Below are 11,771 nucleotides of genomic sequence, written 5' to 3'. Positions count from 1 at the left end.
TTGGCGGGCGGTGTTGCGGTGATCCGTGTCGGCGGCGCGACCGAGGTTGAGGTCAAGGAGCGCAAGGACCGTGTCGAGGACGCCATGAACGCGACCCGTGCAGCGGTTGAAGAGGGCATCGTCGCGGGCGGCGGTGCGGCTCTGCTCTACGCGACCAAGGCCCTGTCGAACTTGAAGGTTGACAACGACGACCAGCGCGTCGGCATCGACATCGTGCGTCGTGCGATCCAGGCGCCGATCCGCCAGATCGTCATCAACGCAGGCGCCGAGGGTTCGATTGTCGTCGGCAAGCTTCTCGAGCAGAAGAGCGAGACCTTCGGCTACAACGCCCAGACGGGCGAGTACGGCGACTTGGTGAAGTGGGGCATCATCGACCCGACCAAGGTCGTGCGTACGGCCCTGCAGGACGCGGCCTCGATCGCCGGTCTCCTGATCACCACCGAAGCGATGGTGGCGGAGAAGCCGGAGAAGAAGGAAGCCGGCGGCGGCATGCCCGACATGGGCGGAATGGGTGGCATGGGTGGCATGGGCTTCTAAAGCCTGTTACCCAAGTCTCGATAAATGGCGAGGGGCTGCGGTGTATCACCGCGGCCCCTTTTGCTTTAACCGAACCGCCAGAGCAATGAGCCCTCGCGCTTTAGCCAGCGGCGTTGCGTCTGATGGTCCGGCACCAACTCCGAGACCAACCGCCAAAAGCTGGGTGAATGATCGTGATGGCGCAGATGGGCCACCTCGTGAGCGATAACATAATCCAGCACCGCTTCCGGGGCCATGATCAACCGCCAGGAGAAGGACAGCGCGCCGCTGGTTGAGCAGGACCCCCAGCGACTACGCGTATCGCGGACCGTGACCCGCGTCACCTTTTCACCGATTTTGCCCGCCAGTGCTTCCGACCTTGTACGGCATACCTTTCTTGCCTCCCCCTTGAGATAGTCGGTCAGGCGACGTTGCAGATGCTCCGGCTTTCCGGTGACGAACACCACCTGCTCCTCACGCCATACCCCGCCGCGTGCGTCAGGACGATGCTCTATTCTATGCAGGTCTCCCAGAATGGGGATCGCCGCGCCGTGCGTGAAGGGAGTGAGAGGCGGAAGCTTATGCAGGCGCTCGGCGATCCAGCCTTCGTGCCGTTCCAGGAAATCAATTGCTGTTCGGTTGCTGGTTCCTTTGGGAATCGTAAGGGCAACGCCACCGTCGGCGGGATCGACCCGCAAGATCAAGCGCCGCGCCCGGATATCCCGGCGCACTTTGAGCGTCAAACGACGGCCGTCGATCTCAAGCGACTCGGGCAGGCTGGATTTCCACAACATGGCTTAATTTGAAAACCCGTGCCGGACTTGGCAAGCCCCTAAGCTTTGGCGGTCAGGCGCTTCTCCAAATCCAGCAGCGCCTCTTTTCGCGGCAGGCCCCAACGGTAGCCTCCAAGACCGCCGTCGGTGCGCAAGGCGCGATGACAGGGGATCAACAGGGATACCGGGTTCGTCGCGCAAGCGCGGCCAACGGCACGTTGCCCCTGGGGCAGGCCCAGGCGCTCGGCAATCTCCCGGTAAGTTCTGGTTTCGCCCGCGGGAATTGCCAGCAATTCCTGCCAGACCCGGCGCTGAAATGCCGTTGCCCGCAAGTCCAATGGCAGGTCCACATGCGGTAGGGAGCCCGCGAGGTATTCCAGGATGTCGTTAACTGCGGGTGCCAGCAAGGCGTCGTCCCGCTCGATCCTCGCAGCCGCCGGAAACTCGGCATGCAGTTCGCTTTCCAAGGTCCGGTCCTCACCAAAGGCCAGGAAGCAGACGCCCTTGGCCGTGGCCGCAACCAGCAGCCGTCCAAAGGGGCAGTCGGCCAGCGTATAAACGATTTCGGCGCCCTTGCCGCCCTGTGCGTAGGATGCGGGCGTCATGCCGAGGTGCTGTGCCGCGCGCTCATAGACGCGGCTGGAGGAGCCATAGCCGGCCCCATAAGTTGCTCCGGCCACGCCCGCACCCTGGCGCAGCTCGTTGCGCAGGCGCTCGCCTCGCTTGGCGTCCTGATATTCCCGTGGGCTGATCCCCATGTGTTTCTTGAAAAGCCGTTGCAGGTGCCAAGGCGACAGGGCCACGGCTTCGGCCAACTCCGCCAAGCTGACGCCCTCTTCAGTGCGCTCATCGATCAGCATCGCCGCTGCCCGTACCGCTGCCAGCCCGCGATTCTCATTCTTCATTCGCTGCTGTCCCGACATTGCCAAGGTTTCCTCGTATGATTGAAGCACAAAATCCGTACTCCATCCCATAGCGGCTTTGGCATTGAGACTTCTATCCGAAGCTTGTTCTTACACGGCTTCATTCGAAGTGCCGGAATCAGTTCTTCACGACCTCCGCCAGGGCATCGGCCATTTCCTGCGCGCTGGTGCCATGGGTGAATAGTCGAATGAAGCGGCCTTGAGGGTCGAGAAAAACGAAGGCGCTGGTATGGTCCATCAGATAGTCGCTCGCCCCTTCCTCGGTTACCTTCTTGGCATAGATGCGGTAGTCGGCGGTTACACCTGCGATCTCCTCCGGACTGCCGGTTAGGCCGACAAGGCGTGGGTGAAAGAAATCAACGTAGGTGTTCAGCACCTCGACCGTGTCGCGCTCGGGGTCAACCGTGATGAACAGGGGCTGAATGGCGGCTGCCTTCTTTGGCGCTTCCGAATCCAGGCGATCCAAAGCCTGCGTCATGACCGATAGACTGGTCGGGCAGACGTCGGGGCAGAAGGTGTAACCGAAGTAGATAAGCAGATAGCGCCCAGCATAGGTATCGTTTGTCACCCTGGCGCCATCATCGTTGGTCAAGGTGAAGGGGCCGCCGTAGCTGCCTTGCGCACCGGTTGCGTTAGAATCGAACTGCGCCTGATTGATCGCGGGCTTAGGCTGCAGGTAGAGATACGACGCGATGCCGAGCGCCAGGATCGCCAACCCTGCTCCAAAGATGATTGCGGCCCGTGCCAAAGGATTCTGCGGCATTTTGTATGCTCCTTCCTGAGTTATCTCAGAACTGCTTGACGCCGTTTGCGTATCCGCGAGGGTCGTGATTGGTGGTAACGACGCGCCAGGACTCGGGTCCAGTCTCCCCTTCGGCCCAGTGCTCGATTCGTGTAAGCGAACAGTTTTCGATGGTGAAACCCAAAGCCCGCTCCGGGTCTAGTCCCAAAGCCAAGGCGAGGGCGGCGCGGATCGTGCCGCCATGGGCAAACACCACGATATGTCTGCCGCTATGTTGGCGTGAAAGGTCGGTAATCGCAGTCGATACACGGTTCATGAGATCGACGAAGGATTCGCCGCCCGGCGGGCAAGTGGCGGCTGGAGCCAGCCAGAAGCGGTGGGCTTCACGCTCAGGACGGGTACGCAGCTCATCATGGCGCAATCCCTGCCAGTCACCAAAATGCTGTTCCGCGAAGGATGCCACGACCTCAGCGACGGGCAGCGGCGAGCTGCGGTATGGAGCAACGGCTTCCATGGTGTCGCGCGTGCGCCGAAGGTTGCTCGTGATCCAGAGCGCGTCTTGCGGCAGCAACTGGGCCAGTCCTTTGAAGGGCGCAGTTTCGCTGCAGTCAGCGGGGTGATCGGTTTGTCCGTAAATACGCCCGTCGTTGCAGGTAACCGGTGCATGGCGAATCCACCACCAATGTGTCGCGTTGCTCATTTCGTCTTTTTCCGTGTCTTCGTCATTGCAGCCTCACGACATAAGGACTGTCAGGCCAAGGAGCAAGGTGATCTCGCCGACTTGTTGCGTTGCGCCAAGGACGTCGCCGGTATAGCCGCCGATCTGCCGCAGGGCGAGGGTGCGCATCGCTGCCGCCCCAGTGGCCGCAAGCGCCAGCAATATCAAAGCATTCCCAAGCCCAGCCAAGACGAGTGTCACGAGTGCGCCCAGGATCAATGCGGCAACGACAACCCGCCTTTCGGGTTCCAGGTGGTAGGCGCCGAGGCCACTGCTGCGCGCCTGGGGTGTAACCGCCATGATACCCGGAATCAGGGCGCGCGAAGCAGCATGTGCCAGAGGCAGGGCGGCCCAAGCAATGCCCGCCGGTATCAGCACGGAAAGAGCGGCAGCACGTAGGCCGATGGATAGGAACAGGGCCGCGGCGCCATAGGTGCCGGTACGGCTGTCCTTCATGATCTCCAGCTTGCGGTCCCTTTGGAAGGCGCCTCCGAAGCCATCGGCTACGTCGGTCAAGCCGTCTTCGTGGAGGCAGCCGGTGAGCAGCATGCTCGCGCCAACCGCAAGAAGGCCGCAAACGAGAGGCGGAAGGCCCAGGGTCCAACCAAGAACGCCAGCGCCGGCGGCGATCAAACCGACGAGGCCACCGACCAGCGGGGCGGCGCGCAAGGCGCGGGTCAAAGCTTTCGGCGTGATCTCACCAGGCTGCGCTAAGGGGATCCGGGTGAAGAAAATGATGGAGAGCTTCAGGTCGCAAAGCCAGTCGGATAAAAAGGCGCGTAAGGCCGCTTCGTTTTGCCGCATTTGTCCAACTTGCTCCCTACCCGTCATCCTTGAAGGGTGCCTCCTAAACATGACTGCGGGGAGGGCACCCACGTCGGAAAGGCTTGTCCTTGCGCTCTAGTGGCGAGTATCACTGGCCAGCGCCTGCGGCAAGTCATCTTCTGTCGCAGAACTTGGAGGAGACCCTATGAGTCCGAATCAACCACCCGTCAGCTTCGATGAGATACGGGCTTTGCTCAAAGAGCTGCCGGGACCCGACGAGGCGGCGGCCGATCTGGCGCTCGCCCGGCAGGAACAGTTGACGAAACCGAGTGGTTCGCTGGGGCGACTGGAGGAAATTGCCGTCTGGTTGGCGCGTTGGCAGGGGCGTGCAAGCCCGGGTATGGAGCGGCCCCGCACCGCGGTGTTTGTCGCCAATCACGGAATAGCGGCGAAGGGCGTTTCAGCCTATCCCCAGGAAGTAACGCAGCAGATGGTCCAGAATTTCGTGCACGGTGGCGCGGCTGTGAACCAGCTCTGTAGTGTCGCCGATGCCGATCTGCGGGTCTACGAGATGGCTTTGGAAAAGCCGACCGGTGATATCAGCGAAGGCCCAGCGATGCTCGAAGACGACTGCGCGCGGGCGATTGCCTATGGTTTGATGGCAGTTGAAGAGGGGTTCGATGCTATGGCGCTTGGCGAGATGGGCATCGGCAACACCACCGCGGCCTCGGCGGTTTGCCTTGCGCTGTTTGGCGGCGCGGCAGACGACTGGGTCGGGCGCGGGACCGGCCTGGACGATGCGGGTCTAAAGCGGAAAACAGCGTTGGTGGAACAGGCTGTAGCGGTCAATCGCGACCGGTTGAGCGACCCATTGAGCATTCTTTGCGCGCTTGGCGGGCAAGAGTTGGCTGCCATCGTCGGGGCTATCCTGGCGGCACGCTTGGCGCGCACGCCGATCCTGCTTGATGGCTTCGTCAGCACGGCGGCCGCTGCGATCGTCCATAAACTGGTACCGGGCGGCCTCGATCACTGTCTGGTCGCGCATCGCTCGGCAGAACATGCCCATGGGCGTCTAGTGGAGGAACTGGGGAAAGTCCCCCTTCTCGACCTCGACATGCGCTTGGGCGAAGGCTCTGGCGCGACGCTGGCATTCCTGCTGCTGAAAGCTGCTGTCGCCTGCCACAACGGCATGGCGACTTTCGATCAAGCCGCGGTAAGCCGTCGTAGCCGTGACAACTGAGATTTGCGATGGCTGAGGATGGCATCAGGCTCGGAGAGAAGAAGCGGCAAGGCATTGTCTTGTTCGAACCCGGCGGCCCAGGCTCCAGCCGGGTGAGGCTGCGAACCCTGGTGACGATACGCTGGATCGCCGTCGCCGGGCAGGCTGTCGCCTTGGCTGCCGCGCATTGGGGCCTGGGGCTACCGCTTCCGTTGGTTCCGTCGTTACTGGTCGTTGCGGTCTCCGTCGCGCTCAACCTTCTGATCCTTGAATATCGGCCCCGCGGCCTGTGGTTGGGGGACCGGGAAGCCGCAGTCTACCTGGGATACGACCTCTTACAGCTTGCAGTTCTCCTGGCCCTGACGGGCGGCCTTACCAATCCGTTCTCGATCCTTATCATGGCGCCGATCACAGTGTCGGCCTCCTTGCTTTCGCGGGTTAGCACACTGGCTTTGGCAGGTTTGGGACTGGTCTGTGTCACCCTGCTTGCCGTTTTTTATATTCCCCTGTCATGGGACAGGTTGGGCTTGACCTTCGGACCGCTTTACTTGTGGGGCCTGTGGGCATCGCTGGTCATCACGATCCTGTTCATCGCCGCCTATGTCTATTCCATGGCATCGGAGGCCAGTCGTATGTCGGCCGCTTTGCGCGCTTCTGATCTCGCGTTGGCCAGGGAGCAGCAACTTTCAGCCGTCGGCGCGTTGGCCGCCGCCGCCGCCCATGAGCTGGGCACGCCGCTGGGCACCATCGCGGTGGTAGCCAAGGAACTGCAGAACGAGGTTGGGAAGGACAGCGCCTGGGCCGACGACCTCCGTTTGCTAAAGGAAGAAAGCGATCGTTGCCGCGACATATTAGCGCAGTTGGTCGCCCGTCCGGACTCCGACGGAGGTTCTCCTTTTCACCGACTGCCGCTTGAAGGGCTGATCGAAGCGGCTGCAACACCCTACCGGTCGGAAGGAAAAAAGTTACTCGTGGCTTGTAATCCGCCGACCGGGCAAACGGACCTCGATCAGCCCGAGGTGCCACGCACGGCGGTCCTGCTTCAAGGCCTCGGCTTGCTCCTTCAGAATGGCCTGCAATTCGCAGAAAGCCTTGTCGAAGTGGAAATCAGCTGGGATTCCGAGACGGTCGTGCTGATCATCCATGACGATGGACCGGGCTTCAATCCGGCGGTGCTGGAACGGCTCGGCCAGCCGTATGTCGGCGAGGGTCGGAAACGTCGAAACACAGCCTCCCAGCCCATGGGGTTGGGTATTTTTATCACGCATGCCTTGTTGGCCAGAACAGGTGCTCGTCTGCTTTTCGGCAATCATCCCGAGGGGGGAGGGATAGTTGAGATTCGCTGGGATCGTGCCACATTAGAACAGTCGGACCAGATGGCTACGGGGAATCATGATTGATGAACGAAGATAGTTCCGCCCTTCACATTGAGGCTTCCACTTCCTTCGAAACAGCGCAGGCCGGTGTCGAACGGAGTCTGTTGATCTGCGACGATGATGAACGGTTCGCGCAGCGCCTTGCCAGGGCCATGGAGCGCCGCGGCTTTATCGTGAGCATTGCGACCAGCGTGTCGGAAGGTGTGCGCATTGCAAGGTATCATCCCCCCGCTTTCGCAGTTGTTGATTTGCGGCTGCAGGACGGTAGCGGGCTCGATGTGGTCCAGGCCCTTCACGACGCGCGGGAGAATGCCCGCGTTGTGGTGCTGACAGGTTACGGCAACATCGCGACCGCCGTGGCGGCCGTGAAGGTCGGTGCTGTCGATTATCTCCCGAAGCCAGCGGATGCCGATCAAGTTGAAGCAACGCTGCTGGCGGGCGAGGAGGGACTGCCGCCGCCGCCCGAGAACCCCATGAGCGCGGACCGTGTTCGTTGGGAACATATCCAGCGGGTCTACGAACTTTGCGGCCGTAACGTTTCGGAAACCGCACGCCGCTTGCGCATGCACCGACGCACGTTGCAGCGGATCCTGGCGAAGTACGCGCCGCGCGACTGAGTTCGGACTACCGAAAAAGTGGTCACCACAGCACCGTCGTTTTATCGTCATAATGCCGTTTTAATCTTGCGCTAGGGTGCATCCCGTCATCAACGGGAGGGACAAGTGACGCAAGCTGGCAGACCAAATCTTGCGACCGGCCTTGCGGCCGCACCGAGCGGTCGCTTGGTCTATGCCATCGGTGACTGCCATGGCTGCCTGGACCTGCTTCTATCTCTTGAGAGCAAGATCGTTGCCGACGCCTCCGGCAAGGCCAGCACGTCGAAAATCATTGTTTACCTGGGTGACTACATAGATCGCGGCCCTGATTCCGCATCGGTTCTGGATCACCTGGTCGCAGGCCCACCACCCGGGTTTGAGGCGGCCTATCTGCTCGGCAACCACGAAGAGATGCTGTTGCAGTTCCTGAACGGCAGCGAGGAGCGCGCGCTTCTTTGGCTACTTAACGGCGGCAAGCAAACCCTGATCAGCTATGGTTTGGACTTAACGGGGCTGGAGGCAGAGGGTGCGCTGGAAACACTGCGTTCGGAGCTAAGAGCCAGGATACCGGGCAGCCATCTGGTGTTCCTGGAGAATCTCAAACTCACCCATGAAGAAGGTGATTTTCTTTTTGTTCATGCCGGACTGCGGCCTGGAGTCAGCCTGCCGGCACAACGCCGCGAAGACATGCTTTGGGTACGGGATGCATTCCTCAAGTCTTCACAGAATTTTGGCAGCATCGTCGTCCATGGGCATACACCGGACAACGAGCCTGTCGAGCGCCCAAACCGCATTGGGATCGATACCGGTGCGGTCTATAGCGGAACGCTGACGGCCCTGGCGCTGGAGGGGACTGCCCGGCATTACATCCAGGTTCATTCTTCCGAGATGCCGGGCACAAAGCACGATTACCCGAAGGCGTAGGCATCCAGGGCCAGAATGGCCCGGTCATAGGAACGATGCAGGACTTCTCCGTGCGTTTTTCCCGTTGGGCCTTCTCCGGCGCCCAAAGCGACATGAAGCGGCAGAAGGTGCTCTTCGGTCGGGTGATTGCGAGCGGCATGCGGAGCTTTCTCGCGGTAGTCCTCGATTGCATCGTTGTCGCCTGATGTTACCCGTTCGGCCATCCAGTCGGCGAAATCGGAAACCCAAGCGGGTACCGGTGCATCGGGGGCTTGGCCGCGAAAGCTGCGGAGGTCGTGGGTCAGACTACCTGAACCGAGAATCAGAATGCCTTCGTCGCGCAGCGGCGCCAGGAGACGGCCCAATGCACGGTGGTGGGCGGGGCCCTTGTGGGTTTGAACCGATAGCTGAGTTACCGGGATATTGGCTTCCGGATAGGCCAGAAGCAGTGGTACCCAGGCGCCGTGGTCGAGCCCGCGGCTTTCGTCCGGCGTTGTCGGAAGACCGCCCGCCTTGAGCAAGTCTGCGGTTCGCTGGGCCAAGGAAGGGGAACCTGCAGCCGGATAAGTCAATTCGTAAAGCTGCCGCGGAAAGCCATAAAAATCGTGAATCGTGTCGGGTGCCGTCGCCAGGCTGACGGCGGCTTTGTCGGTTTCCCAGTGGGCTGAGATGACAAGAATACCCTCGGGCCGGGGCAGCGATGCAGCAAGACCCTCCAGGAAGCGGTGGCCGGGGGCGTCTTTCTCCACGGCCAGCATTGGTGAGCCATGCGAGACAAAGAGAGCAGGCATCGGGGTGGGTTTTAGGGGCATTTAAACGATCCTCATCGGGCTTTACTAGCTCCCCTCATGTGGGGGTGGGTAGGCATTCAAGACAAGCCCCTTGAACACATCAGCCCGATCAAATCCCGCCGCGCGGATCGAGGGCCTGCAACAGACGTTGCCCGGCAGTGCGCGCAAAACGCAAAGTGAGCGCTTTGCGGCGAGCGGGCGCCAGGGAAGTTTCCGGCGCCTCGCGAATGACGGCTGCTGTGTAGCGGTCGGCGATGATTAGACCCGGTTCATCGGGCAGGACATCGCGGGGGAAATCCTCGGGTACCGCGAAAAAGAACAGGTCGCAAAACTCAAGATATTCCTGCCATTTTCCGTCGCTTCGGAAGTCTGCGAGCGAGGATTTGATTTCGACAACGGCAATGCGGCCTTTTTCGTCCAGGGCCATGATATCCACCCGGCGTCCGGTTTTTAAAACGACTTCGAACAAGCAGGACCACCCCAGGTCAGTGAGCGCTCGTCCGACACCGCGCGCCAGGCGATGTCCAGGGGCCATTGCGGCAAGCTTGTTATCAACATCGTTCTCGTTCATTTCTGGTCCTGGATCACGTGGTTCGTCGCCGACTTTGAACGAAATGCTAGCACGAAGGGCGGCAGGGTTGCGCCCCTTGGCAAGCGACTGCCATGCTATCGCCTCGACTGATCTGATATTCCGGAGGTAGGCATGGTTAGGCGCATCACAGTAGCTCTTTTGCTGTTCCTCGTAACTTTTCCATCCGTTGCGGGCGCGCAAGGCCAGGCCATCCTGTCCTATCTCGATCGTTTCCACCCGGTCCTGGCCGCCAACGGCATGGTGGCGACGCAAGAAGCCCTGGCCAGCGAGGTCGGGCGTCAGATATTGCGTGATGGCGGCAATGCCGTCGATGCTGCCGTCGCGGTCGGGTTCGCTTTGGCAGTGACGCTGCCACGGGCGGGAAACCTAGGCGGCGGCGGTTTTATGATGATCCATCATGCCGGAACGGGCGAAACCGTAGCGCTGGATTATCGAGAAATGGCGCCGGCGGCGGCCACGCGCGACCTGTTTCTGGATGCCGAAGGTGAAGTGGACGAGAAGCGCTCCCGGTTCAGCCATCAGTCGGCAGGTATCCCGGGTACGGTGGCTGGCATGGCGGCGGTACTGGAACGCTACGGCACGATGAGTCTTGCTCAAGTCATGACGCCCGCCATCCGCCTCGCTGCGGAAGGCATCCTGGTCAGCCAGGATTTATCGGATTCCTTGAAGCAGTCTGCCGAGCGGCTGCAGCAATTTCCAGCGGCCGCGAAGGTCTTCTTCAAGGCAGATGGCAGGCCCTACGAGCCCGGAGACCGCCTGATCCAGAGCGACCTTGCCCATAGTTTAAGCCTGATCGCCGAGCAGGGGCCTGAGGCCTTTTATGGCGGCGAAGTTGCCCGGCTGATCACGGCTGAAATGGAACGTCACGGCGGCCTGATCACGCCCGCGGATCTGCGCGCCTACAAGGCCGTTTTCCGTGACCCTGTGCGCGGTACCTATCGGGGCTACGAGATCGCCTCCATGCCACCGCCTTCGTCGGGCGGCGTTCATCTTGTGCAGATGCTGAACATTCTGGAAGGGTACCCGATTGGCGAACTGGGCAGCAATTCAGCGCTGACAATTCACCTTATGGCCGAAGCAATGCGGCTGGCCTACGCCGACCGCAGCAAGTACTTGGGGGATCCGGACTATAGCGATGTGCCGGTGGCTGGTCTTATCTCGAAAACCTATGCGGAGTCGCTGCGCGAGACCATCGACAGCTTTAGAGCGCGGCCTTCCGAGGAGGTGTTGCCTGGCAATCCCTTGCCATACGAAAGCAACGAGACAACCCATTACTCGGTAATGGACAGGGCGGGCAACCTTGTCTCCAACACCTACACGATCAATTTCAGTTACGGCAGCGGCATCATGGTTGAAGGCACCGGCATACTGCTCAACAACGAGATGGATGATTTTTCCGCCAAACCGGGCATACCCAACGCCTATGGGCTGCTTGGCGGTGAAGCCAACGCCATAGAACCCGGAAAACGACCGTTGTCTTCGATGACGCCGACTTTGGTCTTCAGGGATGGGCTGCCCTGGTTGGCGACGGGCAGTCCGGGGGGCAGCCGTATCATCACCACAACCCTGCAAGTCCTGCTCAATGTGATCGATCACGAGATGAACATCGCCGAGGCGACGGCCGCACCGCGCGTACACCATCAGTGGTGGCCGGACGAACTGCGGGTGGAGCCAGGTCTGTCCCCCGACACCATGGCGCTTTTGCGCGCGCGCGGCCATGATGTGGTCGTCAAGCCGACGATGGGATCGACGCAGTCCATCATGGTTACCGAGGACGGTATCACCGGTGCGTCCGACCCACGCCGTCCGGGTGCGTTGACAATCGGGTATTGATCATTCCAACCCGCGGCCTTGCCG

At 61.1% G+C, this 11,771-nt stretch carries 13 protein-coding genes; 6 read left to right on the top strand and 7 right to left on the bottom strand.

Going from position 1 to position 11,771, the window contains the following annotated elements:
* Positions 1 to 537, top strand: a 537-nt coding sequence (locus FHR98_RS13885) for a TCP-1/cpn60 chaperonin family protein (RefSeq protein WP_281369957.1), incomplete at its 5' end; no start/stop codon positions are given.
* A 65-nt stretch (positions 538 to 602) separates the two neighbouring features.
* Here the strand turns inward: FHR98_RS13885 and FHR98_RS13880 are convergent.
* From FHR98_RS13880 to cobS, 5 genes are all read right to left on the bottom strand, one after another.
* Positions 603 to 1,310 carry a M48 family metallopeptidase gene (locus FHR98_RS13880; RefSeq protein WP_183417306.1) on the bottom strand — a complete coding sequence of 236 codons (708 nt, stop codon included), beginning with the start codon at positions 1,308 to 1,310 and terminating at the stop codon, positions 603 to 605.
* 38 nt (positions 1,311 to 1,348) lie between these two features.
* Positions 1,349 to 2,212 (bottom strand): bifunctional transcriptional activator/DNA repair enzyme AdaA, encoded by an 864-nt coding sequence (locus FHR98_RS13875; RefSeq protein WP_183417304.1) that lies wholly within the window; start codon positions 2,210 to 2,212, stop codon positions 1,349 to 1,351.
* 118 nt (positions 2,213 to 2,330) lie between these two features.
* Entirely contained in the window at positions 2,331 to 2,975 is a 645-nt protein-coding gene (locus FHR98_RS13870; RefSeq protein WP_183417302.1) for an SCO family protein, read from the bottom strand.
* Between the two features lie 25 nt (positions 2,976 to 3,000).
* Positions 3,001 to 3,654: a histidine phosphatase family protein gene (locus FHR98_RS13865; RefSeq protein ID WP_183417301.1), complete on the bottom strand. Its 654-nt coding sequence runs from the start codon at positions 3,652 to 3,654 to the stop codon at positions 3,001 to 3,003.
* Positions 3,655 to 3,687: 33 nt separating this feature from the next.
* A complete protein-coding gene (cobS, locus tag FHR98_RS13860) occupies positions 3,688 to 4,476 on the bottom strand; it encodes an adenosylcobinamide-GDP ribazoletransferase (RefSeq protein ID WP_183417300.1) in 789 nt (262 codons plus the stop codon).
* Positions 4,477 to 4,642: 166 nt separating this feature from the next.
* On the opposite strand from cobS, the gene cobT reads away from it, so the two are divergent.
* The 4 genes from cobT (at position 4,643) to FHR98_RS13840 (ending at position 8,552) form a co-directional block, all read left to right on the top strand.
* On the top strand, positions 4,643 to 5,677 hold the full coding sequence (gene cobT / locus FHR98_RS13855; protein ID WP_183417299.1) for a nicotinate-nucleotide--dimethylbenzimidazole phosphoribosyltransferase: 1,035 nt from the start codon (positions 4,643 to 4,645) through the stop codon (positions 5,675 to 5,677).
* A gap of 8 nt (positions 5,678 to 5,685) precedes the next feature.
* Complete coding sequence (locus FHR98_RS13850) at positions 5,686 to 7,056, top strand: ActS/PrrB/RegB family redox-sensitive histidine kinase (protein WP_183417298.1); 1,371 nt, start codon at positions 5,686 to 5,688, stop codon at positions 7,054 to 7,056.
* The gene (locus FHR98_RS13845) at positions 7,056 to 7,649 is read left to right on the top strand and encodes an ActR/PrrA/RegA family redox response regulator transcription factor (RefSeq protein WP_183417297.1); all 594 of its coding nucleotides are present in this window, start codon (positions 7,056 to 7,058) and stop codon (positions 7,647 to 7,649) included. The genes FHR98_RS13850 and FHR98_RS13845 overlap by 1 nt, the downstream gene beginning before the upstream one ends.
* Positions 7,650 to 7,754: 105 nt before the next feature.
* Positions 7,755 to 8,552, top strand: a complete 798-nt coding sequence (locus tag FHR98_RS13840; protein WP_183417296.1) for a metallophosphoesterase family protein — start codon at positions 7,755 to 7,757, stop codon at positions 8,550 to 8,552.
* Here the strand turns inward: FHR98_RS13840 and FHR98_RS13835 are convergent.
* Positions 8,537 to 9,343: a DODA-type extradiol aromatic ring-opening family dioxygenase gene (locus FHR98_RS13835; RefSeq protein WP_183417295.1), complete on the bottom strand. Its 807-nt coding sequence runs from the start codon at positions 9,341 to 9,343 to the stop codon at positions 8,537 to 8,539. The two genes, FHR98_RS13840 and FHR98_RS13835, sit on opposite strands and share 16 nt — an antisense overlap.
* Before the next feature lie 88 nt (positions 9,344 to 9,431).
* Entirely contained in the window at positions 9,432 to 9,893 is a 462-nt protein-coding gene (locus FHR98_RS13830) for an MmcB family DNA repair protein (RefSeq protein ID WP_246377844.1), read from the bottom strand.
* A gap of 132 nt (positions 9,894 to 10,025) precedes the next feature.
* Here FHR98_RS13830 and ggt point away from each other — a divergent pair, with 132 nt between their 5' ends.
* Entirely contained in the window at positions 10,026 to 11,747 is a 1,722-nt protein-coding gene (gene ggt / locus FHR98_RS13825; protein WP_183417294.1) for a gamma-glutamyltransferase, read from the top strand.
* The last annotated feature ends 24 nt before the right edge of the window (positions 11,748 to 11,771 follow it).

The organism is Limibacillus halophilus (assembly GCF_014191775.1).
GTDB classification, from domain to species: domain Bacteria; phylum Pseudomonadota; class Alphaproteobacteria; order Kiloniellales; family CECT-8803; genus Limibacillus; species Limibacillus halophilus.
Note: the sequence above shows the minus strand (reverse complement) of the source record. Positions and strands in the feature narration are given on the sequence as shown.